Here is a 24,810-nt window from a genome sequence, read left to right on the forward strand (position 1 = left end):
CACGGCCACAGGATCCGGCCCCGCTTTCCGTGCGGAAGGCCGGTTGTGCGCTGCATCATTTTATTTCAAATCTAGGAAATTTTATTTCACTCTCGTCTTGAGCCGTTCATGAGACGGGCGCATATAGGCGCTCCAACGCAGAGGAGTCGCATGGCGGCGATCCAGCGCCTCCTCCGTTTTGACAGAAAAGCGGGATCGACCCGCGCAAAGAGGTGAGCGGAATGACGGCGCTGGCTGAGACGAAGATCAAGGAAGTCGACACTTTTATCCGTGAGGCGCTGGAAGCGGCGCTGGCACGCGGCGCCCTGCCCGGTGAGCGGGAAGGATTTGACACGGCGGCAGTTGCCGAAGCGGCCGCCTTCCTCGGCCGTACCGCCAATGGCCGCAAGCCCGGCCAGCCCGCGATCGCGATCGAAACGCTGGGCGAAGGCGCAACCGGGCGCTTCATGCGCATCGCGCTCGTCAATGACGACATGCCGTTCCTGGTGGATTCCATTGCCAACACCCTGTCGGCGGCAGACATCACCATCCATCGTCTGCTGCACCCGGTGCTGTCGATCGCCCGCGACGGCGGCGGTGCGCTGTCGGCCATTCTGGACGACGATACACCCGGCGCACGCCGCGAATCCATGATCTATATCGAGGCCGACCGGGCCGACGCAAAGGCGCGCCGTGCGCTGGAAAAGGCGCTGGAAGACACGCTCGCCGACGTGCGCGCAGCAGTCGCCGACTGGGCCACCATGCAGACGGCCATGGGCAATGACGCCGACGCGGTCCCCGACGAGGAAGGCGCTGCCCTGCTGCGCTGGTTCCTCGCTCGCCACTTCACCCAGATCGGACATGAAATCCTGCGCCGCGACGGCAGCAGCGAGGCGAAGCTGGGTATCTGCACCCGCCATGACAAGCCGCTGATCGCGCCCGCATCGCTGGAGGCTTCGTTCGCTTGGTTCGAGGAGGGCAAGCGCGTCCCCCTCATCATCAAGTCGAGCCGCCTGTCGCGCGTGCATCGCCAGGTGCTGCTCGACCTCATCATCGTACCCATTCGCGAAGGCCGCGACGTCAAAGCGCTGTCGATCCATGCGGGCATGTGGACCAGTTCGGGCCTGGCGGCGACGCCGGATAAGGTGCCGCTGCTGCGGTCGGCGCTGTCGACCCTGATGGACAAGTTCGGCTTCGACCCGGCCGGTCACGCCGGCAAGACGCTGGCGCATGCGCTGACGTCCCTGCCGCATGACATCACTATTGGCTTCGATCGCGAAACGCTGGAGCGGCTGTCGCTGACCTTCATGTCGCTCAGCGACCGGCCGCGTCCGAAGCTGGCGCTCGCAACCAGCGCGCTGGCGCGCCATCTCTATGCCTTTGTCTGGCTGCCGCGCGACGAACTGTCGACGGCGCGCCGCGTCGCCATTCAGGACATGCTGTCGCAGGCGGCCAACGGCCCCGTGCTCAGCTGGTCGATCGCGCTGGAGGAAGGTGGCCTGGCGCTGCTGCGCATCACGCTCGACCTGCGGGAAGGCGGCGTCGTACCCGATGATGCCGCGCTTGACCATCAGCTCAAGCAGATGGTGCGCGGCTGGGTGCCCGCGGTCGAGGAAGCGCTGGCCGAAACCGAGGAAGGCGGTCGCGCCGCCGCGCTCGCCCAGCGCTATGCCGCCGGCTTCCCGCTCGCCTATCGCAACGGCGCCGGCCCGGCCGAAGCCGCGATCGATATCCGCCTGATCCACTGCCTGTCGGGCGAAGGCGACAAATCGATCCGCATCTACCGCAATGCGGAGGATTGCGCCGAGCGGCTGCGCCTCAAGCTTTACAGCCATGTCACCGTCGCCCTGTCCGAAGTCGTCCCCGCCTTCGAGAATTTCGGCTTCCGCGTGATCGAGGAAATGACCACGCCGGTCGACGGCGGCACGCTCGGCCATGTCCAGCGTTTCGTGCTGGAGCTGCCCGCCGGCGGCAATGCCGACGCCGTGGTCAGCCGGGCCGAGGTCGTGACCGAAGCGATCGCCCAGGTGCTGGAAGGTCGCGCTGAAAATGACCGGTTCAACGAACTGATCGTCACCGCGGGCCTTGCGCCGCGCTCGGTCGTGCTGTTCCGCGCCCTCTATCGCTATCTGCGCCAGACCGGCATGGCCTATGGCATGGCGACCGTCGCCGACACGCTGCGCCGCGCGCAGACCGTCGCCGCCAGCCTCGTCACCCTGTTCGAGGCGCTGCACGATCCCGCCGCCCGCGACGGCGCCAATGATCGAATAGCCGATGCACAGGCCGCGATCGACGCCGGTCTGGAAAATGTCACCGCCATCGACGAGGATCGCGTGCTGCGCCTGCTGCGCGCCGTCATCGTCGGCACGCTGCGCACCAACTTCTTCAGCAAGGCAGCGGCCGAAGCCATCGCCTTCAAGCTGGACAGCGCACAGATCCCCGGTCTCCCTGCCCCGCTCCCCTGGCGCGAAATCTGGGTCTACTCGCCCCGTGTCGAGGGCATCCACCTGCGCGCCGGTCCGGTCGCACGCGGCGGCCTGCGCTGGTCCGACCGGCGAGACGATTTCCGCACGGAAATCCTGGGCCTGATGAAGGCACAGCGGGTGAAGAACGCCGTCATCGTGCCGACCGGCGCGAAGGGTGGCTTCTATCCCAAGCAACTGCCCAACCCGCAAATCGACCGCGACGCCTGGCTGGCGGAAGGCACCGAAAGCTACCGCATCTTCATCCGCGCGCTGCTGTCCGTCACCGACAATATCGTCAACGACAAGGTGAAGCACCCGGCGCAGGTCGTCATCCATGACGGCGAAGACCCCTATTTCGTGGTCGCCGCCGACAAGGGCACCGCGACCTTCAGCGACGTCGCCAACGCCATCGCGCTCGACCGCAAATTCTGGCTGGGCGACGCCTTCGCCAGCGGCGGTTCGAACGGCTATGATCACAAGGCGATGGGCATAACCGCCCGCGGCGCGTGGATTTCCGTGCAGCGTCATTTCGCCGAAATGGGCGTCGACGTGCAGAGCGAGCCGGTGCAGGTCGTGGGCTGCGGCGACATGTCGGGCGACGTGTTCGGCAACGGCATGCTGCTCAGCAAGGCGATCAGGCTGGTCGCCGCCTTCGACCATCGCCACATCTTCTTCGATCCCGCGCCCGATCCGGCGAAGAGCTGGGAAGAACGCAACCGCCTGTTCCAGCTTCCCCGGTCGAGCTGGGACGATTATGACAAGTCGCTCATTTCCAAGGGCGGCGGCGTCTTCCCCCGTAGCCTGAAGAGCATCGCGCTCACGCCGGAAATGCAGGACATCCTGGGCGTCACCGACAAGGAAATGGAGCCGACCGCGCTCATTTCCGCGATCCTGAAGGCGCCTGCCGACCTGCTCTGGTTCGGTGGCATCGGCACCTATGTGAAGGCCGCCGCGCAGAGCCATGGCGATGTCGGCGATCCGGCCAACGACCGCCTGCGCGTCAATGCCGAACAGCTGCGTGTCAAGGTGGTCGGCGAAGGCGCCAATCTGGGCTTCACCCAGGCGGGCCGTATCGCCTTCTCGCTGCATGGCGGGCGGATCAACACCGACTTCATCGACAATTCGGCGGGCGTCGACTGCTCGGACAATGAGGTCAACATCAAGATCGCGCTCAACAAGGAAATGGCGGAAGGCCGCCTGCCCTTCGAACAGCGCAACAAGCTGCTGGAAAGCATGACCGATGCGGTCGGCGACATCGTACTGGAAGATAACCGGCTCCAGGCGCTGGGCCTGTCCATTGCCGAAGCCGGTGGCGCGGCCGACCTCGCCTCCTATGTCCGCCTGATCGAGACGTTCGAGGAAAGCGGCCGCCTCGATCGCCAGGTCGAAGGACTGGCCGCCAACGACCAGTTGCTGCGCCGCGGGCAGGACGGTCAGGGGCTGACCCGCCCCGAACTCGCCGTGCTGCTCTCGACCGCCAAGCTCGCCTTGCAGGATGCGATCGAACAGGGCGACCTCGCCACCGACGCGACCATGGGGGCCGAACTTGCCGCCGCCTTCCCGCCTGCGATGCAGAAGAAGGAAGCCGATGCGATCGCGGCCCATGCGCTGAAGAAGGAGATCATCGCCACCAAGGTCGCGAACCGAATCGTCAATCGCCTCGGTCTCATCCACCCGTTCGAACTGGCGGAAGAGGAAGGCTGCTCGCTCGCCGACCTCGCCAGCGCCTTCCTGATCGCGGAACGGCTCTACGATATCGGCACACTCTGGGCCGATATCGACGCGGCGGACATGTCCGAAGGCGCGCGCCTTGCCCTGTTCAGCGACATTGCCAGCGGCATGCGCGCGCAGATCGCGGACATTCTCCGCGCCTTGCCCGCCGGCGTGCTGCCCGCGCAGGGGCATGATCGTCTGGCCGTGGGCGTGGGTCAGCTGGCGTCGCAGGTCGATGACCTGCTGACCAGCGAAGCCCAGCGCCGCGTCAACGCCGTGACCGACCGCTTGCTCGGCCTGGGTGCGCCCGAAGCGCTCGCCCATCGCACCGCCGGCCTGTTCAAGCTGGACGGCGCGGTCGGCATCGCCGCGCTCGCCGCGCGCATCGGGGTGGACGAAATCGCCCTCACCCGCGCCTTCACCCATCTGGGCGAAGCCGTCGGTATCGACTGGGTCCAGTCGACCGCCGCGCGCATGGAACCGACCGACCCGTGGGAGCGACTGCTCATCTCCGGCGTCGCTCGTGACATGCAGCAGGTCCGGCTCGACTTCCTGGCGCAGGGCAAGGGCAAGGACATCGCCACCCATGTCGAGGAATGGCTGAAGGCCAAGGGCGCGCGCGTCCGCCAGTTCCGCACACTGGTCCAGCGCGCCAAGGCGGCCGCGACGCCTAATGTCGCGATGCTGGCCGAGATCGCCGGGCAAGCGCGCGGCCTGCTCGGACGCTAATCGTCACCTCATGAAAAAGGGGCGCCATCCCAAGCGGATGGCGCCCCTTTTTCGTTATCCAATCCAAGAACCGTTCGCTTCGAGCTAAGTCGATAAGCGGATAACGCTGTGCCTGCGTTTCTCGACTTCGCTCGAAACGAACGGATGTAAAATCTTATTGCAGCGGCGTATCCGTTGCCGGCTCATCCTCGACATCATCGCCATAAGGATCAGGCACCACCAGCTTGGGCGCATCCTTCTTGCCCGGCGTGCGGATATCGTCGCCATAGATGGGTACGAACTTCTCGTCGGACACGCGGCCGTGCAGCGCTTCGATCTCCGCCTTGCGCTGGCGCAGATACATGGTCTTATAGGCGGTATAGGGGTCATCTTCCTTGCGGATCGCCTGGATAGTCTCGTCGAACGCGGCGCGCTCGCCCAGCTGATTGAGGATCGTGGCGGGGATGACATATTCGGGCTTGAAAAACTTGCCGCCAAGGACGGCGGGCAGGATCATCTTGTCCGCGGTATCGCCTATAACGTCGCGCAGCGTGGTCGGCCCAACGATCGGCAGATACATATAAGGCCCTGGCCCGACGCCATAATAGCCCAGCGTATTGGCGATACCGTTGTTGCGATGGGGCAGGTTGAACGGCTTGCGCTTTGCGACGTCGAATAGGCCGACGAAACCCAGCGTCGTATTGACGCCGAAGCGCCCCGCCGTTTCGAACGCCTTGCCCGGCTTGAACTGGAGCAGATAGGCGGCCGCGACGATCGGCTCGCCCAGATTGGAGAAGAAGTTGCGCAACCCTTTGCGCACCGGGCGCGGCAGCCCCTTATTATAGGCCTTGGCCACCGGCTCCACCACGGCCTTGTCGACCGACTGGACCGCCTCGAAGCTCTTGGCGTTCAGCTGCTCCAGCGGATCGCCCTTGGGCGCGCCCTTTTCCCCGGTGACGACGATGTCCTGCGCCGCATCACCGCTGGCAGCGGGCGGAACGGTCTGCACGACAGGCGGAGGCGTGACGACATTCGGGGCGGGCGCATCCGTCGCGCTGCCAGCTGGCGCCGTGTCCTGCAATGCCCCGGCTTCGGCCACGGCCGCGACGGCCAGTTGCGGAGCGTCGGCTTCTGCCTGCACCCCCATCATCATCATTCCCGCAGCAACGGCCGGCAACAGCATGTCTTTATCCTATCAACGGCCGCTGCTCGCTCTCCTGAAAGAACAGGCCGATCCACGCCGCACGCCCGGTAATATTTAACCCGTATTACATGTGGCAAACACCGCGGCTAGTTGGGATGTCCCTTTCCGTCAATAGTTTCGCCCTGAAACCCGTCGTCCCCGGAATGGCGTCCATCGCACAGGGTCTGCGTCGCTTACATTTTGATACAAAATTGGCCATGCGACTCGTTTGCAATTGCGAGTCGTTCGCGGTATGCGGGCCGCCTTATTTCCCGCAGGACTTGCCGCTTAACCGATGCACGGAACCGCCCGTATCCCGACCCAGAAAAAGAAGAGCGCCAAGGCCTTCTGGCTGAAGCAGCTTCACACCTGGCATTGGGTCAGTTCGGCGATCAGCCTTATCGGCCTGCTGCTGTTCGCCTTCACCGGCATCACGCTCAACCATGCCGCCGATGTCGAGGGCGCGCCCAAAACAGTGGAGAAAAGCGCCATCCTGCCCGCTGACCTGCTGAAACAGGTCGCGCCCGACGACCAGCCTGACGCCAAGAAGCCCCTGCCCGCCCCCGTCGCTGCCTGGGTCGAAAAGACCATCGGCCAGAGTGGCGCGGGCGAGGCAGAATGGTCCGCCGACGAAGTCTATCTCGCCTTGCCCCGGCCCGGCGGCGACGGCTGGGTCGCCATCGACCGGGCGAGCGGCGACGTGACCAGCGAAAGCACCAGCCGCGGCTGGGTCAGCTATCTCAACGACCTGCACAAGGGCCGCAACGCCGGCACCGCGTGGAAATGGTTCATCGACATCTTCGCGATCGCCTGCTTCCTCTTCGCCCTCACCGGCCTGCTGCTGCTCCAGTTGCACGCGAAGAAGCGCCCGACCACCTGGCCGATCGTCGCGGCCGGCCTCGCCATCCCGGCGATCCTCGCCATCATCTTCATCCATTAAAGGGGGACCAACCATGCAGATCCGCCACAGCCTGGCACTGACCGGCACCGCCGCGCTCGGCGCAGCCGGCGTCATCGCCGCGCCCGCCGGCGCCCAGACGATGAACGTCAGCGTCACCATTCCGCGCCTGTCGGTCGCCGAATATCACCGCCCCTATGTCGCCATCTGGATCGAGAAGGAGGGCGCCGCCCCCCGCAGCCTGTCGGTCTGGTACGACTATGACATGAAGAATGGCGAGGGCACCAAATGGCTGCGCGACGTGCGCCAGTGGTGGCGCGCTTCCGGCCGCGCGATGCAGTTCCCGGCTGACGGCGTCACCGGCGCGACCCGCGCGCCGGGCGAACAGAAGATCGCCTTCACCGCCGGCAAGGGGCCGCTGGGCCAGCTCGCACCGGGCAACTACACGCTGCTGGTCGAAGCCGCGCGCGAGGTCGGCGGTCGCGAAGTCGTCCGCCTGCCCTTCGCGTGGCCGCCCAAGCCCGGCGCGACCGTGAAGGCCGCCGGCAGTACCGAATTGGGCGCCGTCGCCCTCAGCTTCGCCAAGTAACAGGGGAAAAGACCATGAAAGCCAAGTTCCTGATCGCGGGCGCGATCGCCGCCCTCTCGCTCGCCGGCGCGGCGCAGGCGCATCGCGCATGGATGCTGCCGTCCGCCACCACCCTGTCGGGCAATGAAAGCTGGGTGACGGTGGACGCCGCCATTTCCAACGACCTCTTCTATTTCGAACATTTCCCGATGGGGACGGACAATGTCGCCGTCACCGAACCTGATGGCAGCGCCGGCAAGATCGAGAACGCCGCCAAGGGCCGCTATCGCTCGACCTTCGACGTGCATCTGACCAAGCCCGGCACCTATCGCATCGCCAATGTGTCGACCGGCATCATGGGCAGCTACATGCTGAACGGCAAGCGCGAGCGCCTGCCGCGCGGCACCACCAAGGACAAGCTGGCCACCGCCATCCCCGCCGGCGCGACCGACGTGCAGACCGCCGAAATGTCCAACCGCAACGAGATTTTCGTGACGCTGGGCGCGCCCACCACAACCGTCTTCAAACCGACCGGCGAGGGCATCGAACTGGTTCCCGTCACCCACCCGAACGATCTCGTTTCGGGCGAGGCGGCGACCTTCCAGTTCCTGCTCGACGGTAAGCCCGCCGCCGGGCTCAAGGTCACGGTCATCCCCGGCGGCATCCGCTATCGCGACAATCTGGGACAGATCGACCTCACCACCGACAAGGATGGCAAGGCGTCGGTCAAGTGGCCGCAGCCGGGCATGTACTGGCTGAACGCCAGCATCGGCGGCGGTCGTGAAGGCGGCCCTGGTGGTCCGGGTGGCGAAGGCGGTGCGGGCGCAGGCGCCCCTCCGGCCCCGCGTCCAGAGACTCCCGCCGGCCCGCCGCAGCGCCGCGCCGCCTACATCACCACGCTGGAAGTGCTGGCGCCCTGAACGACGCCAGGCCTCCCGCTGTCCGCATCGCGATAGCGCCCGACCTGTCGCCCGAGCAATTTGCCGGGCGGCAGCGTCAGGGCGCTATTGTCACATATGGCGGCCCCACCATGGGCACCAGCTGGTCGGCGCAGATCGTTGCCCCTCCCGAAGGCTGCGCGGCGGCGATCGAGGCGGTGCTGGCGCGCATCATCGATCAGATGAGCAACTGGGAGCCGGACAGCGCCATCAGCCGCTTCAACCGCGCGCCCGTGGGCGAATGGATGCCGCTGCCGGCGGATCTGCTGACGGTGCTGCGTGCGGGGCTGGACATGGCGCGGCTGTCGAACGGCGCTTTCGATCCGGCGATCGGCCGGCTGGTCGACCGCTGGGGCTTTGGCCCCGCCGCGACGCCCCTTGCCCCCTATGCCATCGCCGCACCCTGGACCCGAATCGAAGTCGAGCGCGGCCATGCCCGCCGCCTCGCCGATGTTACGCTCGATTTCTCCGGCATCGCAAAGGGCTTTGCGGTCGATGCCGTCGCGGAAGAATTGCGCGCACTGAGCATCGCCAATTTCCTGGTCGAGATTGGCGGCGAACTGCGCGGCGACGGAATCAAGCCCGATATCCAGCCCTGGTGGGTCGATGTCGAAGCCCCGCCCAGCCTGACCGTGCCGACGCTCCGGGTCGCGCTCAGCAACCTCGCCATTGCCACGTCGGGCGACTATCGCCGCTTCCGCGTGGAGGATGGCGCCCGCCTCTCCCACAGCATCGATCCTGCGACCGGCGCGCCGATCGCGGAAGGCGTGGCGTCCGTCACCGTGCTGCACGACAGCGCCATGCTGGCCGACGCCTGGGCGACGGCGATCACCGTGATGGGACCGGACCGCGGCATGGCGCTCGCCACCCGCCACAACCTCGCGGCGCGGCTGGTGATGCGCACGGAAACCGGCGCACAGGAATATATGACCCCCCGATTGGCGGCGATGTTGGGGTGATGGCGGGAAGGGGTGGTTAAAAGACATAAGCCCCTCCCTGGAAGGAAGGGGAGAAATAGGGTCCGTTACTGGCCGAACGCCGCCTCAGATCACCACGGCTTCCCGCACAACCAGCACCGGCACCCCGTCGCGCACCGGAAAGGCCAGGCCCGCCGCGTCCGACAGCAGCGCGCCGCGCGCCGCGTCCCAGCGCAGCGGCGTGCGCGTCACCGGGCAGGCCAGCTTTTCTAGCAGCCAGGGATCGACCGGATTCGCCTCGTTGATTTCCCGCACTGCCCCGCTCATTGCATCGTCGCCCCGCCATCGCGCTCGATCCGGCCGACGATCTGCATCAACTGGATGACCCGTTCCGATCGTTCCGACAGGCTGTCCGCCTCCAGCAGCGTCTGCTTGGCGGCCGGATCGAAGGGCGCGATCTGGGCGATGCCGTTCACCAGCGCCGTGTCGTCGAGCCGCGACACCGCCGTCCAGTCGACGACATAGCCCAGCATGTCGGCGAAGCGCCGCGATTCCTGCTCCAGCGCCGCGCGCTCGATGGCGGACAGCACCTCATCCTCCTGCGGCGCCTGCTCCACTTCCGCCTCGACCTGCCGGAACTGGGTCGACACCGGCAATTCGCGGACGACGCGAAAGCGAGCTAGGCCGGTCAGGATGATGTTGAACCGGCCATCCTCCAGCGCCTCGATATGACTGACATGGCCCAGACACCCGACGTCGAACAGCGCGGGCGCGGCAGGCGCTTCGCCGGAAGGCCCCTGCCCGCGCGGCTGGATCATGCCGATGCGCCGGTCCCGCGCCATCGCGTCGTGGATCAGCGCACGGTAGCGCGGCTCGAAAATATGCAGCGGCAATTCCATGCCCGGCAACAGCAATGCCCCGGCCAGAGGAAAGATCGAGATGCGCGCGCGGTTCATGGCCTTTGCGGCATGGTCGTTACGAAAACAGGATCTGCGACAGCTTGCGCCGCTGCGCCGCGACCCAGGGATCTTCCAGGCCGACCGCCTCGAAGATCTTGAGCAGTTGCGCCTTGGCCGCGCCGTCATTCCACGCCCGGTCGCGCCGCACGATGTCCAGCAGCGCCTCAGCCGCGCCATCGCGGTCGCCATTGCCCATCAGGCCGCCGGCCAGCTCGAACCGTGCCTCATGATCGTCGGGATTGGCCGCGACTTTCGCTTCGACGCCTGACAGATCGGCCACAGGCTTGGTATCACGCGCCAGCGCGATGGCGGCGCGCGCCTGGTCGATCGCGACATGCTTCGCCACATCATCGGGCAAGACGGCCAGCACCGCCTCCGCCTCGTCTAGCTGGCCGAGCGCAACGAGCGCGCGGACCTGACCCGACGCCACTTCGGCATTGTCGGGCGCCATTTCGGCAATCTGGGTGAAGACCGACAGGGCGCGCTCGAACTCGCCGCCGGCTAGCATTTCCTCGCCCATGGCGATCAGCGGCGCGACTTCCTGCTTCAGCGCCTTCTCATCGGATTCGATCGGCAACTGCGAGAGAAGCTGGTCGAGATATTGCTTCAGCTGGCCCTCGGTGCGCGCCTGGCTGAGGTCCGCGACCGGCTGGCCCTGGAACACGGCATAGACGGTCGGGATCGACTGGACGCGGAACTGGCTGGCGATGAAGCCATTCTCGTCCACATTCACCTTGACCAGCTTCACGCCCTTGGCAGCATATTCCGCGCACACCTTCTCGATCACAGGGGTTAGCTGCTTGCACGGGCCGCACCATTCGGCCCAGAAGTCGACGATCACCAGTTGCGTGCGCGAAGGCTCGACCACATCCTGGCGAAATGCCTCCACGGCCGCCTTTTCGGTCTCGCTCAATCCCAGGGTCGCCACGCTTCAATCTCCTGCCTACACAATCCAACTTGGACGCCGTCATACAGCGCCTTATGTGGGGCGTCACCCCCGCGTAACAAGTCGGGAAGACCGGCCGGTCAGAAGGTGTAGCCGATGCCCACGGCGCCGACCCACTGGTTCTTCGACCCGGCGATGGAGACGATCGGCGAATCCGCATAATCCCCCAGCAGACGCGAGTAACTGCCCGCGGCGAACAGCGCCCAGCCCTTGCGCAGGTCGCCCGACAGCGACTTGCCGCCCGCCAGGCTCAGCGACACGCGCTTGAAGCCCGAACCGCGGCCGGCGGCGTCATAGGCCGGCAGGCCGCTCGCGATCGCCTCCTCCGGGCTGATGTCGAAATAGGTGCGGCCATATTTCTTGCCGACATATTCGGCCGACACGCCCATGCCGACAAAGGCGGTGCGCGACAGCGGCGTCATATATTCGATCTGGGGGGTGACCACATAGCTGTCATGCGCGCCCGCCACATCTTTCGCCACGGCGATGCGGGCGGACAGCATGTCATATTGGCTGGTGATGACGCCGGTCCTGCCGATGCCGACGAAACCGCCCACTTCGACCGCGATGTCGCGCTTGCCGAGCGCGCGGACGGCATCATCCTTGATATTCTTGATGCTGGATCGATCGAAGCGGACCGTCGCCATCGGCCCCAGCTCAAAATCCCATCCCGACCCTTCCGGATCGGCGATCGCATCGACGTAGATGGATGCACCGCGCGTCCAGAAACTATGGTCCTTCACCTTGCCGCGAATCTGCGGCAGGGGCAGCACGCGATAGTCATCCGACCCTTCATAGGTGGGCACCGCCGCCGCTCCCAGCCCGACCGTCAGACTGCTATGCTGTTCCTCCTCCTGCGCGAAGGCTGGCGCAGCGAAAGGTATGGACGCGACGATTGTCGCGCCCATAAGGCGACGAAAAGACGGCATGAAATAACCCTGTCCGTGGAAAGACGTTCAGGGATGATAATGTTTCGAGTGGCTTAGAGGTTCCCTCTCCGGCATCAGAGGAAATATTTGAGCCTGATGTCCTGCTCGACAGCCCCGCCCGTCACGACGAAGCTGGCCGACTTGAAACTGGGCGCGCCGAATCGAAGCACCGGATTGCGGGAAAAGCCCACCCCTTCGCGCGGGATGCCGGCGAAGGTGTCCAGCCTGCCATTGGCATTTTCGTCATGGATGATGGCGATGGCGTAATTGCCCGGCGCGAGTTGTCCCAGCGGCACCGGCCCACCCGACGCGGGCACGGTGAAATGGCGCTTGTCGGGATCCTTGCTGCAATCGGGGAAATGATCGGGCGACCGGGTGACGCAGACCAGCACCCGCCCCTTGGCCGATCGCAATCCCTCCAGCGCCATACTGAGCGGCTGGGGCTGGCTCACCGGCGCCGCGCCCGTCAGTCCCAGCATTGCCAATCCCAGCGCTGCCAGCGCCAATATGCTATGCTTCACGCCTGCCCCTTCGCAAAATCGCCCAATCCCTTGTCCGTACCGCACAGCCTGTCCCAGAATCGAAAATAAAGACCGTAATTGCACCGGTAATGATCATGATGCCGCTGATGATGGCTGGCGGTGATCAGCCATTGTCCCAGCGGCCCGCGCACCATCCAGCGCGGGAACATCTCCCACCCCATATGATTGCTCACCCCCATGACGGTCATGATCGTCAGCACCAGTCCCAGCGCGCCGACATGAATCGGGATCAGGAACACCAGCGCCGGAATCACCACCGCGCCGGTCAGCGCTTCCCAGGGGTGAAAGCTCATCGCCGCCCAGGCCGTGGGCGGGCGGCTGGCATGATGGACCGCATGAGCGATGCGAAACAGCCGTGGCCGATGCATCGCGCGATGGGTCCAGTAGAACCATGTGTCATGCGCGACGAGATAGAGCAACACCGACAGCGGCAGCCACCAGAGCGGCCGACTGTCCAGATCGCTATAGATCTGCGTCCAGCCCCGCGCCTGCCAGCCCCAGGCGACCACGCCAGCCGGCATGCCATAGATGAGCGCGGAGAGCAGCGACCAGCCGATCTCACGCCCCATCTGCCGTTCCAGCCCCTTGTAGAGGCCCGGTTGCCTGATCCGCGTCGCCAGCGCAAAGCCCCCGCTCGCCAGCAGATAGCGCATGCCGACGATAATGCTCATCGCCAGGGCGGACAGAAGGATCGCTGCGACCATGGCGCGGCTATAGCCTTCCTGACACTCCTGCGAAAGCAGGCCGCGTCCGTTATCAGGTTCTAGGCCGCGCCTGGCGATAGCTGCCCAGCTGCCGCACCCATTTGGTGTGGAACTCCAGCTCGGCGAGCGCCCGGTCGACCGCCGGGTCGCCTGGCATCCCCTCGATATCGCAGAAAAACTCGGTCGCGGCGAAGCTCGCCCCGCGCTGGTAGCTTTCCAGCTTGGTCATGTTGACGCCGTTGGTGGCGAAACCGCCCATCGCCTTGTAAAGGGCAGCGGGGATATTCTTCACCTCGAACAGGAAGGTCGTCATGACCGGGCCGACATGGGGCGTGGGCATTTTCGGTTCGCGCGCCAGCACCAGGAAGCGCGTCATATTGTCGTCGCTATCCTCGATATTTTCCGCCACCAGCCGCAGACCATAGAGTTCCGCCGCCAGATAGGGCGCGATCGCCCCTTCGCCCGGCGTCTTCGTCTCCGCGACCAGCGCCGCCGCGCCCGCCGTGTCGGCATAGGCGACCGGCTGGATGCCGCGCTCGCGCAGATAATGGCGGCACTGGCCCAGCGCCTGCGGATGGCTGATCGCGCTCTTCACCGGCGCGGTGTCGGGCGCCATCAGGCAATGGCGGATGCGCAGGAAATATTCGTCGACGATCGACAGGCCCGATTCGGGCAGCAGGAAATGCATGTCCGCCACGCGTCCGTGCAGGCTGTTTTCGATCGGGATGATCGCGCGGGCCGCCTGCCCGTTTCGCACGGCATCGATCGCATCCTCGAACGCGAAACAGGGCAAGGGAACGCAATCGGGGGCATAGCCGAGCGCTGCCAGATGCGAGTTGGCCCCCGGCGCGCCCTGATAGGCGACGGCACGGGAAGGGTCGGCCGCGGCCTTGGCGGCGAGGTCCGCGACGATGGCGCGGGCGGGAGCGGGATAATTTTCCATGGACGCGCGTGCGCTTAGGGTTTCTGCGGCCTGCGCGCAAGCATTGCCGTGTCGCACCAAGGCAATAGGGATGAACCCGGCTTGCGCCTGCGCGTCTCCCCCATTATGGCAACGCACAAGAGGGGGCGCGTCTGACAGTCCCCAGAACATAAATCTTAGGGAAGACGAACGAGATGGGCGATCGTTTCAATACCGTGGCGGGCTGGGCTTTGTTTGCGGGGATCATCGCCTTGGGCGGTGCGATCGTCAGTTCGAAATATTATTCTTCCGAACGGCCCGAGAAGATGGGCTATGCTATCGAAGGCGTCGAAGCAGAGGGCGAAGGCGGCGAAACTGGCCCCAGCCTCAACACCCTGCTGGCGAGCGCCGATGTCGCGGCGGGCGAGAAGGTGTTCGCCAAATGCGCCGCTTGCCACACCGTCAACCAGGGCGGCGCCAACGGCATCGGTCCCAATCTCTACGGCACGGTCGGCGAAGCCGTCGGCCAGGGCAAGGGCGGGTTCGCCTTCTCCGAAGCGCTCAAGAGCAAAGGCGGCGAATGGACCTTCGACCAGCTCGACCATTGGCTGAAAAGCCCGCGTGAATTTGCGCCGGGCACCAAGATGACCTTTGCCGGCCTTGGCAATCCGGCCGATCGCGCCAACCTGATCGCCTGGCTCAACACCCAGGGGTCGAACCTGCCGCTGCCCGCCGCCGACGCCGCGCCGGCCGCTGCTGGCGACAACGCCGCCGCAGCGGGCAATGCCGCCAATGCGGCGGAAGCCCCGGCCCAAAACGCCGCCAACGCAGCCGAGTAACCTGCGATCGCCGCGCCCGTCCGGATCGAGGATCTGACGGGCGCGGCGCTGGGCGCGGCCCTCGATTCGCTCGCCGACCTGCGCATCCGCGTGTTTCGCGACTTCCCCTATCTCTATGAGGGGACACGCGCCTATGAACGCGACTATCTGTCCGCCTATGCCCAAAGCCCCGGCGCGATCATCGTCGGCGCCTTTGCAGGGGACAGGCTGGTCGGCGCGGCCACGGCCGCTCCTATGGCCGACCATGCCGCCGAGTTCGCCGCCCCCTTCCGGGAGCGCGGCATGGACATCGGCGACATCTATTATTTCGGCGAATCCGTGCTCCTGCCGCGGTGGCGCGGCCATGGTATCGGCCACGCCTTTTTCAACCGGCGCGAAGCGAAGGCCCGCACATTGGGCTTCCCCCTCGCCAGCTTTTGCGCCGTCATCCGCCCGGCCGACCATCCTGCCCGACCGACCGATTACAGCCCGCTGGACCCGTTCTGGCGCAAGCGCGGCTTCACCCCGACCGAAGGGCTGGTAAGCCAGTTCAGCTGGCGGGATGCCGGAGACACGGTCGACAGTCAGCACCCGATGCAATTCTGGACAAAGCGCCTCTGAGCCGAAACCGACAATGGCGGGAATGGGTGGGAAGCGGAAGGGCAGCTTACCGCTGAAAATGTCGCTTCACAGACAAGCAGGGCCTGCTAGTTAACTAGTCAACACACAATCGAAGAGACATTGAATGATCCGTTCATTTTTTTTGGCGTGCGGTATTTATCTATCGCTATTCACGGCTCCCACTGCTTTTGCAGCAGGCGATTTGAAATGCATGGACGGTGACTTCAATCAACATGAACAAGAGGCGATTGATAACGTCTCAAAAATGGCTCCAAGTCCTGATGGACTTGGGTCAAAAGTATCATCAATTCTGTGTAATAGGACAAATCTATGCTCCAAGAACCAATCTTGGAGCAATAGGCAAGCTAAAATAGCGTTTATCTATTACGCATCTAAAATTCAACTTTTACAAATCGAAAATAATATATCTTTCTCAAGAGAGAAATTTGAAAAATTCAAAGATATATTCTTAAAATCTGACATTGATAAATTCAGTAACTTATTCTATACTTTGATAGAAGAAATTATCAATGATAAAACTCCGAATTTGACGCTAACGACAGATATGATTTCATTTCTCGAGCCAGCCGTTGCTCAGTCAAAATTGCCTATGAACTATGAAACTGGTCAATCATTGGGATATTGGGCCAGCACCTATGGCATGAAGATGGCATCAATCAGCATGTTCGTCGGTTCAGGCGAGATCAAATAATCATTCAGCCACCGAGTACATGGCCGCTTCTCAGCGGATTCGGTTGATACCTGAAAGGCGAGAAATGGTCGAAATCAGCCTTCGTCAACGCTCTATACGCTCATCCCGATAATTCCGGCCGTTCTTGAACGCGTCCGCTGCGCCCGCGAACGCATCTCTTTTCAGGTCAAAAACTCGGTCAGAAACCCGATTACCAGTCCGATCCCGACGCCACAGACGATCGCGACCTGGCATTTTTCGAAAATCGACATCGGCCGGCGATAGCCGCTAAGCTCTTGATCCACGGGCGACCTTTCTCTTATCAGGAGTCGCCGTGGCTATTGCAGGCCTGCGCGCTGATCGCCGTGACGCAGATCACGCCATGCAGCACAGTTCCACTATGTGGGTTAACGGATGAAAACCATGTGGGGCATCAGGCCCGCAATTTCCTATTTCGCGTAGCGGCCTTCTGCCACCCATTTCGCGGTCAGCTTCTTCGCCGCCTCGACATCCTGGGGGAAATCGACCTCCTGCCAGTCCAGCCCCTCGATCGACACGGTGCCGACGCGGTTGCCCTTGGCGATGATGTCGATCGCGCGCAGATACCAGCGCTCGACGCCTTCGGGCGTGCGCATCATCTGGTCGATCTGGTTACGGAAGATCGCCGGGCCTTCGCCCCGGAACGCCAGCATGCCGATCGATTCGGCGTTGGTGTCGGGCGGCAGCAGCCGCTTACCGATGGCATGGAGGCGGCCGGTCGCGTCGCGGTGCACCTTCATGTCGTCATCGTCATATTCGCCGTCCGCCTTGATATCGACGGTCACGGTAATGGCGTCCTGCGCGCCGTTCACCAGCCTGGCGACGATCTCGTCCGACACGATGGTGTCGCCGTTCAGGATGATGAAGTCGCGATCCATCTCCTCCCGCACGATCCAGCAGGTGCCGAGATTATCGGCGACCTGGAAGAAGGGGTTGAAGACGGTGCGGATGCGCGCGCCGGTTTCGCGATAGAGTTGCAGCGCATGATCCTCCACCCGTTCGGTCCGGAAGCCGGTGACGACCACGATGTCGGTCACGCCATTGGCCACCAGCGCCGCGACCTGCCAGCTGATCAGGCTTCGTCCGTTGAAGTCGATCATGCATTTGGGAATGTCGCGGGTCAGCGGCAGGAGGCGCGAACCCTGGCCCGCCGAAAGGATGATGGCTTTGCTGATGGTCATGGCGCGCGCTTTAAAACGCAATTGGGCCGAAAAAAAGGCGACTTCAAACAGGCGGCCGCAACGCCTAGATAGGCGCGCGCCGGACCACCGGCATCGGAAACGAAAGGCCGGCAGCATAGTGATGTTCAAGCGCGGATCGGGAGCGGCAGGCGACGGTTTCGCCCGCATCCTGGCCAATACCGGCTGGCTGCTGGGCGGCAAGGGCGTGGGCGCGGTATTGAGCCTCACCTATCTCGCCATCGTCACCCGCACGCTGGGGGTCGAGGATTTCGGCCGCTTCGCGCTGGTGCTGAGCGCCGCCAACGTCATCAAGACACTGGTCAGTTTCGACAGCTGGCAGATCGTGGTGCGCTACGGCCAGCCGCATCTGACGAACGGCAATGGCGATGCGCTGAACCGGGTCTTGCGATTCTGCATCCTGATCGACCTGGCGTCAGCTGTGGCAGGCGGGCTGATCGCGGCGGCCATCATCCTGCTGTTCGGCGACCTGCTGGAGCTGGGACCGGGCATGGGCTGGCAGGTCTGGCTGTTCTGCATGGTGATGATGATCACCATCCGGTCCAGCCCCACCGGGGTGCTGCGCCTGTTCGACCGCTTCGATTCGGCCGCCTTCGCCGAAACCATGATCCCGGTGGGCCGCATGATCGGCGCGGCGGTGGCGCTGGCGATCCTGCCCAGCATCACCGGCTTCCTGATCGCCTGGGCCTTTTCCGAACTGCTCTGCGCCATCAGCTACTGGTATCTGGCGCTGAAGGTCGGGCGCGGCCGCATAGGCAATTGGCGCGCGGGCCGGGCGCTGGCCGCGCGCACGGAAAATCCCGGCATCATCGGCTTCCTGACCGCGACCAACCTGCAGACCAGCCTCTCGTCCATCGGGCAGCAAGTGGCGGTGCTGATCGTGGGCGCATTCGTCGGGCCGACCGGCGCGGGCCTCTATCGCCTCGCCAACCAGCTCGCCAATTCGCTGACCAAGATCAGCAGCCTGCTCTCACGCAGCATCTTCGTCGAATTGTCGCGCACCAGCAGCCATGGCAAGGAAGCCTTGAGCGCCCTGTTCCGTCGCACCAACCGGCTGGCGCTGGTGGCGGGCGCGGTCATCATCGGCCTCATCCTGACGATCGGCCATCCCTTGCTGGGGCTGATCGCGGGCCATGAATTCCTGCCCGCCTATCCGCTGCTGCTGATGCTGGGCGTCGCTGCCTGCATCGACCTGATCGGGGTCAGCTATCGCCCGCTGCTGATGGCGACCGACCGGGCAGGTCTGTCGTTGCGGATTACCTTCGTGTCGACGCTGCTGCTGCTTGGCCTGCAATCGGCCCTGTTGCCGCTCTACAGCACCAGGGGCGCGGCGATGGCGAACATCATCGCGTCGCTGGCCGGCTTCGCGATGATGGGCCTTGCCAGCCGGCGGGCGATGGCGACGAATATCTAACGGGCATTATCTAGCTACCGGCGAGAATCGATTCGATCAGGGTGACATCGGCCGGCTTGTCGGCGTCGATGCAGGCTTCCGGGCTGTCCATCGCCACCAGCCGCGCCGTTAGCCCGAAACGCCGGCCGATCCGCGCAATCCCGCCGCGCAGCGTCAGGATGCGCAGCAGCGCCCCGATCAGCGCAAAGGGGCCAAAGGCGGACAATATCTTCCAGCCCTTCTTCCGGTCCTGCTCCACCTCCTGCCAGAGCGCGATCACCGGCCGCGCCTTCGCGCTGCCGAACCAGAAGATGTTCGCGCCCGACCACCAGCCATCGCGGAACTTGAGCCATGTCCGCCGCGATTCCGGATAGCGCGCCAGCAGCGTCGCCCGCTCCACCATGGCGACGGCTATGTCCGCGCCCTGCGCCTCGGCGACGAACTGGTCCAGCATCGCCAGGTCCAGCAGCACATGGTCGGCGGTGGTCAGCAGCAACGGGAAAGGCAGGCCGCCCTGCTCCATCAGCGCCAGCAGCGAGGAGGCGATCCCCTGCCCGCCCGTCTCGAACCGCACGCGCGGATGGGTCGAGAGCCAGGCGGTGGCGGGATCGGCGACGAAGACGTCTGGCCGCTGGGTCAGCACGACCATCTGACCGATGGCGGGATGATCCAGCAAGGCCCGCGCCGGACGGTTGATCATCGGCTCGCCCCCGACCGGCGCGAGCGGTTTGACGGGCACGCCGGCGGCCACGGCCAGCGGATCGGGAATGGGGCGCGCGCCTGCGAGCAGGATGGCGGTAACGGAACCTGTCATCGCCGCGCGTTAGCGGAGTGGGCGAAGCGCGGGAAGCGGCTTATTTGCCGGTCGCCACCGGGGCGGCCGGCGCCTTTTGCGCGAAACTGTCGTGCATCCCCACCCGCAGCCCCTGATATTGGGCGAGCCGCGCGCGGAAGGCGGCGAGTTCGCGGCCGGCCAGTTGCGCCGTCGTGGTGAACTTGACCGACAGCGGATTGACCGTCGCGCCGCCGCGATACAGCTCATAATGGAGATGCGGCCCGGTCGACAGGCCAGTCGACCCGACATAGCCGATCACCTGACCGCGCCGCACCCGCTGGCCCGGCACCGCCGCGATCCGGCTCATATGGGCGTAGCCGGTGGCGAGGCCGCCGCCATGCTGGATGCGGACATAATTGCCATGGCCGCCATGCCGCCCGGCAAAGGCGACCACACCGTCGGTCACGGCATAGATGGGGGAACCATAGCGGGCGGCGAAGTCGATGCCCGCATGCATTCGCGTATAGCCCAGGATCGGGTGGCGGCGCTGGCCATAGCCCGACGACATGCGACCGGCGACCGGAGCCGACAATACGCCGCGCCGTTCACCCACGCCCGACGCCTCGAACCATTCGGTACGGCCGTCCCTGTTCCATTTGAGCATCGCGACCGATTTGCCGCGCGACCGGTTGAGGCCCGCATAGAGCAGGTCGCCCACCTCCACATCGCCGGTTTCGGCGCGGCGATATTCGGTGACGATGTCGTAGCGATCGCCCTCGCCAATGCCGCCCAGATCGACCTGCTGCGCAATGACGCGCAGAAAGGCCTGCACCGCCTTGGGTGGCGCACCCGCCGCGCGGGCCGACCGGTAGATGCTGTCGCCGACCACGCCCTGGATACGCAGCGGCGTATTGTCGACGCGGATCGGGATGCGCTTCACCGACAGCACGCCGCCATTGCGGGTCAGTTCGACGCCAAGGTCCAGCCGCGCGCGGAAGGCGAGCTTGTCGAGCGGCCGGGGCCGGTCGCGGCTGGCGCGACGGCCAAGGATGATATCGAGCCGCGTGCCCGGCTTCACGCCCGCATCGATGTCGCCGCCGACCATCGCCATGACGGTCGCGACATCGCCGCTGCTGACGCCGGCGCGCGACAGGGCGCGGGGCAAGGTATCGCTACTGCCGACCTGGGCGCTGAGTTCGATCTGCGGGCGTTCGGGCGTTTCGCGCAGCGGCTGCACGGCGTCGGTCGGCCCCATATGCCGGCCGCTGTCCGCGCCCATCGCCAGCGGCGTAATCATCTGGCTGCGCACTTCGTCATAATGCGCGTCGGACAGGACCGGGCCGGGCGCGCCGGGAACGGGCTGAAAACCGGGGGAGAGATAGAGAGCAATGGCGCACAGGCCAAAGCAGGTGGCCAGGCCGCGGAACCAGGTGAGGCTGCCGATGCGCTGGCCAAGGTCGGGAACCAGTTCCACATCCTCAGCCCAGTCGTGCAGGCGGCTGCGCCAGTCCTGCGGCTGGGACTGGGAAGCCACCTCCCGATTGAGCGAGTCCGCCAGCCAGAGGGATGCGGATGCACCGCCCTGCTGAGACCCGAACTGCCTATCCTGAAACAAAAGCCGCGACCCCCAAGGGTATTTTTCATTGCCGCGTCAGCAACGTCCCCCGCGCCGCGCGTGAGCGGCACTGTTGTGAACGCACAAGGTTAAAGTCAAATAAAGACGAAACGATGACAGCGAGTCCTGCGGCGAGCCGTGCCCGTCCCCGGACGGGACCGGCAAGTGCGGGACATTACTGCGAAACCCCTTGCCCCGCGCGTCTTACTCCCCGACATAGGGGACATCATGGCCCAGTTCGCCCGTTCTTCCATCACCGCCGTCCTGGGACCGACCAACACCGGCAAGACCCACCTCGCCGTGGAGCGCATGTGCGGCCATTCGAGCGGCATGATGGGCTTTCCGCTGCGCCTGCTGGCGCGCGAGGTCTATGACCGTGTGGTCGCGATCAAGGGACCGCAATTGGTCGCGCTCATCACCGGTGAGGAAAAGATCGTGCCGCCGGGCGCGCGCTATTTCCTCTGCACAGCCGAATCCATGCCGATTGGAGGGGGTAGAGAAAGCGGCGTGAAGGAGGATTTCGCCTTCGTCGCGCTGGATGAAGCGCAACTGGGATCCGACCCGGAACGCGGCCACATCTTCACCGACCGGCTGCTGCGCGCGCGGGGCCGGGAGGAGACGATGATCCTCGGTTCCGCCAGCATCAGCCGTGTGGTCAAGGCGCTGGTCCCCGATGTCGAGATCATCGGCCGGCCGCGCTTCTCCACCCTCTCCTATGCCGGCGCGAAGAAGCTCTCCCGCCTGCCCAAGCGCTCCGCCATCGTCGCCTTCTCCGCCGAGGAGGTCTATGCCGTGGCGGAGATGCTGCGCCGTTTCCGGGGCGGCGCGGCGGTGGTGATGGGCGCGCTTTCCCCCCGCACCCGCAACGCGCAGGTCCAGATGTTCCTGAATGGCGAGGTCGACTATCTGGTCGCGACCGACGCGATCGGCATGGGCCTGAACCTCGACGTCGCCCATGTCGCCTTCGCCTCGCTGCGCAAGTTCGACGGCCGGCGCAGCCGTCGCCTGACCGTCAGCGAAATGGCGCAGATCGCCGGGCGCGCGGGGCGGCATCACAAGGACGGCACCTTCGGCAGCCTGGGGCATGAGGATGGCGACGCCGCGTTCACGCCGGAGGAGATAGAGGCGATCGAGGCGCATCGTTTTCCGCCGGTCGAACAGCTTTTCTGGCGCAACGGCACGCCGCGCACCGACCGGCTGGATCATCTGCTCTTCGATCTGGAACAGAAGCCCGAGCGCCCCGAACTGCGCGCCGCGCCCGAAGCCGTCGACCATGCGGTGCTGCGACGACTGGCCGACGATCCGCTGGTCGTCGAGCGGGCGAAGGGCAAGCGCCAGGTCGACCGGCTCTGGGCCGCCTGCGGCCTGCCCGATTTCCAGAAACTGGGCGCGGAGCATCATGCCCGCACGGTCAGCCGCATCTGGCGCTTCCTGTCGGAGGGGGCAGGACACATCCCCCGCGACTGGTTCGCGCAGCAGGTGGCCCGACTCGATTCGGTGCAGGGCGACATCGACACGCTGTCAGGCCGGATCGCGGCGGCGCGTACCTGGTCCTATATCGCGCACCGCCCCGACTGGCTGGCCCATCCGGTGGAGATGGCCGAACGCACCCGCGCGCTGGAGGAAAAGCTGTCGGACGCGCTGCACGCCGCGCTGACGCAGCGTTTCGTCGACCGGCGCACATCGGTCCTGCTGCGCGATATCGGCCAGAATGCCAGCAACTTGCCGGTCACGGTGGAGCCGGATGGGAGCGTCTGTGTCGATGGCGAGACGATCGGACGACTTGACGGCTTCCGATTCTCGGTCGATCCCGCTACGCGGCATCAGGATAGAAAGATGCTGTTGGCGGCCGCGGAACGGCGCCTTGGAAAGGTATTACGAGTGAAGGCTGACGAACTGGTTGCTGCGGCGGACGCGGATTTTGCGCTTCTGGACGAGGCTGGACAAAATCCGGGCATCGCCTGGGGCGAGACGCCCGTAGCGGCCCTGCTGGCGGGATCGAGCCTGCTGGCGCCTGAAATCCGGCTGGATCGCGCGCTTTTGGCGCTCGGCCAGGATGTGCAGAAGCAGGTCATCACCCGCCTCGCCGCCTGGTTCGAGGCGCAGAAACAGAAGCATCTTCTGCCGCTGGTGAAGATGAGCGAAAGCGCCGCCGATCCGGCCGTGCCCCCCGTGGTGCGCGCCGTCTTTGCGCAGCTGGCCGATGCGGGCGGCGTGATCGCGCGGACCGAACTCGATTCGGCGCTGGGCCATCTCGACAAGGAACAGCGCCATCTGCTGCGCAAGGCGGGCATCGATATCGGCGTACTCGACATCTATCATCATGGCGTGCTGAAGCCCGGCGCAGCGCGCTGGCGCTCGGCATTGCTGGCGGCGCGCATCGCCAAGCCCTGCCTGCCGCTGCCCCAGCCGGGCCTGACCCTGATCCCGGCGGGGGAAAAGCCCGCGCAGATGGGCGCCCGAATCGCCGGCTTCCGTGGTTTCGGCGAGCAGATGCTGCGCATCGACATGGCCGAGCGGATGGCCCGCGCCGCGCATGAGGCAATCGCGAAGAATGAGCCGTTCACCCATGCCAGCCCGCAGATCGTGTCGCTGGGCCTGTCCGAACCATCCTTCCTGCAACTGATGCGCCTCGCCGGTTTCCGTCCGGTCACGCCGCAACCGGTCGCACCCGCACCGGAAACCGCCGCCAGCGACGCCGAAGCGGAGGCCGCGCCCGCCGTCGCCGCGGAGGGCGACGAAGCGGCAACACCACCCGAAGCGCCCCCGGCGACCGGCGCAAACTGGGCGTTCAAGGGCCGGCAGAAGGCGCGCGGCGATCGCCCGCAAGGCGGCCGGCCGCAGGGACAGCAAGCGCGCGCGACCCAGTCGCGCGACGGCAAGCCGACCGGCGGCAATCGCCGTCCCGGCAAGGATGGCGGTTCGCCCCGTCCCGCTTCGCCGGGCAGCAGTCCCAAGCCGGTGAACAACGCCTTTGCCGGCCTCGCCGAGCTTCTGGGCCGCAATGGCTGACACGGTCTCCGGCCATGGACCGGCGCTGCGGATCGACAAGTTCCTGTGGTTCGCGCGTCTGTCCAAAAGCCGGTCGACCGCGCAGAAACTGGCCGAGGACGGACATATCCGCCTGAACGGTCGCCGCGTCGATCGCGCCCATGCGCCGGTGCGGGCGGGCGACCTCATCACCTTCCCCCATTTCGACAATGTGCGGGTGGTGCGGGTGATCCAACTCCCCGCCCGACGCGGTCCCGCGCCCGAAGCACAGGCCTGTTATGAAGAGCTGACGGTCGGCGGCTGAAGTTCAGACTGTTG

The 24,810-nt window shown here is 65.3% G+C and carries 22 protein-coding genes; 11 read left to right on the plus strand and 11 right to left on the minus strand.

Annotated elements, in window-relative coordinates; all coding sequences use genetic code 11:
* Positions 1 to 221: 221 nt before the first annotated feature.
* The gene (locus DM806_RS10080) at positions 222 to 4,886 is read left to right on the plus strand and encodes an NAD-glutamate dehydrogenase (RefSeq protein ID WP_179043100.1); all 4,665 of its coding nucleotides are present in this window, start codon (positions 222 to 224) and stop codon (positions 4,884 to 4,886) included.
* A gap of 154 nt (positions 4,887 to 5,040) precedes the next feature.
* On the opposite strand, the gene DM806_RS10085 is transcribed toward DM806_RS10080, so the two are convergent.
* Positions 5,041 to 6,048 (minus strand): MlaA family lipoprotein, encoded by a 1,008-nt coding sequence (locus DM806_RS10085; protein WP_179043101.1) that lies wholly within the window; start codon positions 6,046 to 6,048, stop codon positions 5,041 to 5,043.
* A gap of 295 nt (positions 6,049 to 6,343) precedes the next feature.
* Between DM806_RS10085 and DM806_RS10090 the strand changes: the two genes are divergently transcribed.
* The 4 genes from DM806_RS10090 (at position 6,344) to DM806_RS10105 (ending at position 9,411) form a co-directional block, all read left to right on the plus strand.
* Positions 6,344 to 6,988, plus strand: a complete 645-nt coding sequence (locus tag DM806_RS10090; protein ID WP_179043102.1) for a PepSY-associated TM helix domain-containing protein — start codon at positions 6,344 to 6,346, stop codon at positions 6,986 to 6,988.
* Between the two features lie 13 nt (positions 6,989 to 7,001).
* On the plus strand, positions 7,002 to 7,535 hold the full coding sequence (locus DM806_RS10095) for a DUF2271 domain-containing protein (RefSeq protein ID WP_179043103.1): 534 nt from the start codon (positions 7,002 to 7,004) through the stop codon (positions 7,533 to 7,535).
* A 14-nt stretch (positions 7,536 to 7,549) separates the two neighbouring features.
* Positions 7,550 to 8,434, plus strand: a complete 885-nt coding sequence (locus DM806_RS10100) for a DUF4198 domain-containing protein (RefSeq protein ID WP_179043104.1) — start codon at positions 7,550 to 7,552, stop codon at positions 8,432 to 8,434.
* A 110-nt stretch (positions 8,435 to 8,544) separates the two neighbouring features.
* Positions 8,545 to 9,411 carry an FAD:protein FMN transferase gene (locus DM806_RS10105; RefSeq protein WP_179043105.1) on the plus strand — a complete coding sequence of 289 codons (867 nt, stop codon included), beginning with the start codon at positions 8,545 to 8,547 and terminating at the stop codon, positions 9,409 to 9,411.
* An 84-nt stretch (positions 9,412 to 9,495) separates the two neighbouring features.
* Here the strand turns inward: DM806_RS10105 and DM806_RS10110 are convergent, their stop codons facing one another.
* The 7 genes from DM806_RS10110 to DM806_RS10140 all read right to left on the minus strand — a co-directional run bounded on the left by DM806_RS10110 (position 9,496) and on the right by DM806_RS10140 (position 14,392).
* On the minus strand, positions 9,496 to 9,696 hold the full coding sequence (locus DM806_RS10110) for a Trm112 family protein (protein WP_179043106.1): 201 nt from the start codon (positions 9,694 to 9,696) through the stop codon (positions 9,496 to 9,498).
* Positions 9,693 to 10,325 carry an LON peptidase substrate-binding domain-containing protein gene (locus DM806_RS10115; RefSeq protein WP_179043107.1) on the minus strand — a complete coding sequence of 211 codons (633 nt, stop codon included), beginning with the start codon at positions 10,323 to 10,325 and terminating at the stop codon, positions 9,693 to 9,695. The genes DM806_RS10110 and DM806_RS10115 overlap by 4 nt, the downstream gene beginning before the upstream one ends.
* A 19-nt stretch (positions 10,326 to 10,344) precedes the next feature.
* Positions 10,345 to 11,256, minus strand: coding sequence for a tetratricopeptide repeat protein (locus DM806_RS10120; protein ID WP_179043108.1), 912 nt, complete (start codon positions 11,254 to 11,256; stop codon positions 10,345 to 10,347).
* A gap of 98 nt (positions 11,257 to 11,354) precedes the next feature.
* Entirely contained in the window at positions 11,355 to 12,203 is an 849-nt protein-coding gene (locus DM806_RS10125) for a MipA/OmpV family protein (RefSeq protein ID WP_256869210.1), read from the minus strand.
* 74 nt (positions 12,204 to 12,277) lie between these two features.
* The gene (locus tag DM806_RS10130; RefSeq protein ID WP_179043131.1) at positions 12,278 to 12,682 is read right to left on the minus strand and encodes a DUF2141 domain-containing protein; all 405 of its coding nucleotides are present in this window, start codon (positions 12,680 to 12,682) and stop codon (positions 12,278 to 12,280) included.
* Positions 12,683 to 12,720: 38 nt separating this feature from the next.
* The gene (locus DM806_RS10135) at positions 12,721 to 13,449 is read right to left on the minus strand and encodes a sterol desaturase family protein (protein WP_179043109.1); all 729 of its coding nucleotides are present in this window, start codon (positions 13,447 to 13,449) and stop codon (positions 12,721 to 12,723) included.
* A gap of 52 nt (positions 13,450 to 13,501) precedes the next feature.
* Positions 13,502 to 14,392: a prephenate dehydratase gene (locus DM806_RS10140; RefSeq protein ID WP_179043110.1), complete on the minus strand. Its 891-nt coding sequence runs from the start codon at positions 14,390 to 14,392 to the stop codon at positions 13,502 to 13,504.
* Positions 14,393 to 14,565: 173 nt separating this feature from the next.
* Between DM806_RS10140 and DM806_RS10145 the strand changes: the two genes are divergently transcribed.
* From DM806_RS10145 to DM806_RS10155, 3 genes are all read left to right on the plus strand, one after another.
* Positions 14,566 to 15,189: a c-type cytochrome gene (locus DM806_RS10145; protein WP_179043111.1), complete on the plus strand. Its 624-nt coding sequence runs from the start codon at positions 14,566 to 14,568 to the stop codon at positions 15,187 to 15,189.
* Between the two features lie 33 nt (positions 15,190 to 15,222).
* Positions 15,223 to 15,789 carry a GNAT family N-acetyltransferase gene (locus DM806_RS10150; protein WP_179043132.1) on the plus strand — a complete coding sequence of 189 codons (567 nt, stop codon included), beginning with the start codon at positions 15,223 to 15,225 and terminating at the stop codon, positions 15,787 to 15,789.
* Positions 15,790 to 15,913: 124 nt separating this feature from the next.
* Positions 15,914 to 16,501 carry a hypothetical protein gene (locus tag DM806_RS10155; RefSeq protein WP_179043112.1) on the plus strand — a complete coding sequence of 196 codons (588 nt, stop codon included), beginning with the start codon at positions 15,914 to 15,916 and terminating at the stop codon, positions 16,499 to 16,501.
* 428 nt (positions 16,502 to 16,929) lie between these two features.
* Here DM806_RS10155 and DM806_RS10160 read toward each other — a convergent pair whose 3' ends face one another.
* Positions 16,930 to 17,700, minus strand: coding sequence for a phosphocholine cytidylyltransferase family protein (locus DM806_RS10160; protein WP_179043113.1), 771 nt, complete (start codon positions 17,698 to 17,700; stop codon positions 16,930 to 16,932).
* Between the two features lie 121 nt (positions 17,701 to 17,821).
* Between DM806_RS10160 and DM806_RS10165 the strand changes: the two genes are divergently transcribed.
* Positions 17,822 to 19,132, plus strand: a complete 1,311-nt coding sequence (locus tag DM806_RS10165; RefSeq protein ID WP_179043133.1) for a lipopolysaccharide biosynthesis protein — start codon at positions 17,822 to 17,824, stop codon at positions 19,130 to 19,132.
* 10 nt (positions 19,133 to 19,142) lie between these two features.
* Here DM806_RS10165 and DM806_RS10170 read toward each other — a convergent pair whose 3' ends face one another.
* Both DM806_RS10170 and DM806_RS10175 read right to left on the minus strand, forming a co-directional pair.
* Positions 19,143 to 19,925 carry a nucleotidyltransferase family protein gene (locus DM806_RS10170; RefSeq protein ID WP_179043114.1) on the minus strand — a complete coding sequence of 261 codons (783 nt, stop codon included), beginning with the start codon at positions 19,923 to 19,925 and terminating at the stop codon, positions 19,143 to 19,145.
* A gap of 40 nt (positions 19,926 to 19,965) precedes the next feature.
* Entirely contained in the window at positions 19,966 to 21,501 is a 1,536-nt protein-coding gene (locus tag DM806_RS10175) for a M23 family metallopeptidase (RefSeq protein ID WP_179043115.1), read from the minus strand.
* Positions 21,502 to 21,729: 228 nt separating this feature from the next.
* Here DM806_RS10175 and DM806_RS10180 point away from each other — a divergent pair, with 228 nt between their 5' ends.
* Both DM806_RS10180 and DM806_RS10185 read left to right on the plus strand, forming a co-directional pair.
* Positions 21,730 to 24,513 carry a helicase-related protein gene (locus tag DM806_RS10180; protein WP_179043116.1) on the plus strand — a complete coding sequence of 928 codons (2,784 nt, stop codon included), beginning with the start codon at positions 21,730 to 21,732 and terminating at the stop codon, positions 24,511 to 24,513.
* A complete protein-coding gene (locus DM806_RS10185) occupies positions 24,506 to 24,796 on the plus strand; it encodes an RNA-binding S4 domain-containing protein (protein WP_179043117.1) in 291 nt (96 codons plus the stop codon). Before DM806_RS10180 ends, DM806_RS10185 begins: the two co-directional genes overlap by 8 nt.
* The last annotated feature ends 14 nt before the right edge of the window (positions 24,797 to 24,810 follow it).

This window comes from Sphingobium lactosutens (assembly GCF_013393185.1).
Lineage (GTDB): Bacteria > Pseudomonadota > Alphaproteobacteria > Sphingomonadales > Sphingomonadaceae > Sphingobium > Sphingobium lactosutens_A.

Coding starts and splice junctions, on each gene's coding strand:
- DM806_RS10130 (WP_179043131.1), bottom strand. CDS start 12,682: ATGCTGGGACTGACGGGCGCGGCGCCGGTGAGCCAGCCCCAGCCGCTC.
- DM806_RS10095 (WP_179043103.1), top strand. CDS start 7,002: ATGCAGATCCGCCACAGCCTGGCACTGACCGGCACCGCCGCGCTCGGC.
- DM806_RS10180 (WP_179043116.1), top strand. CDS start 21,730: ATGGCCCAGTTCGCCCGTTCTTCCATCACCGCCGTCCTGGGACCGACC.
- DM806_RS10110 (WP_179043106.1), bottom strand. CDS start 9,696: ATGAGCGGGGCAGTGCGGGAAATCAACGAGGCGAATCCGGTCGATCCC.
- DM806_RS10185 (WP_179043117.1), top strand. CDS start 24,506: ATGGCTGACACGGTCTCCGGCCATGGACCGGCGCTGCGGATCGACAAG.
- DM806_RS10115 (WP_179043107.1), bottom strand. CDS start 10,325: ATGAACCGCGCGCGCATCTCGATCTTTCCTCTGGCCGGGGCATTGCTG.
- DM806_RS10170 (WP_179043114.1), bottom strand. CDS start 19,925: ATGACAGGTTCCGTTACCGCCATCCTGCTCGCAGGCGCGCGCCCCATT.
- DM806_RS10080 (WP_179043100.1), top strand. CDS start 222: ATGACGGCGCTGGCTGAGACGAAGATCAAGGAAGTCGACACTTTTATC.
- DM806_RS10155 (WP_179043112.1), top strand. CDS start 15,914: ATGATCCGTTCATTTTTTTTGGCGTGCGGTATTTATCTATCGCTATTC.
- DM806_RS10125 (WP_256869210.1), bottom strand. CDS start 12,203: ATGCCGTCTTTTCGTCGCCTTATGGGCGCGACAATCGTCGCGTCCATA.
- DM806_RS10090 (WP_179043102.1), top strand. CDS start 6,344: ATGCACGGAACCGCCCGTATCCCGACCCAGAAAAAGAAGAGCGCCAAG.
- DM806_RS10100 (WP_179043104.1), top strand. CDS start 7,550: ATGAAAGCCAAGTTCCTGATCGCGGGCGCGATCGCCGCCCTCTCGCTC.
- DM806_RS10145 (WP_179043111.1), top strand. CDS start 14,566: ATGGGCGATCGTTTCAATACCGTGGCGGGCTGGGCTTTGTTTGCGGGG.
- DM806_RS10105 (WP_179043105.1), top strand. CDS start 8,545: ATGGGCACCAGCTGGTCGGCGCAGATCGTTGCCCCTCCCGAAGGCTGC.
- DM806_RS10165 (WP_179043133.1), top strand. CDS start 17,822: ATGTTCAAGCGCGGATCGGGAGCGGCAGGCGACGGTTTCGCCCGCATC.
- DM806_RS10140 (WP_179043110.1), bottom strand. CDS start 14,392: ATGGAAAATTATCCCGCTCCCGCCCGCGCCATCGTCGCGGACCTCGCC.
- DM806_RS10160 (WP_179043113.1), bottom strand. CDS start 17,700: ATGACCATCAGCAAAGCCATCATCCTTTCGGCGGGCCAGGGTTCGCGC.
- DM806_RS10135 (WP_179043109.1), bottom strand. CDS start 13,449: ATGGTCGCAGCGATCCTTCTGTCCGCCCTGGCGATGAGCATTATCGTC.
- DM806_RS10085 (WP_179043101.1), bottom strand. CDS start 6,048: ATGCTGTTGCCGGCCGTTGCTGCGGGAATGATGATGATGGGGGTGCAG.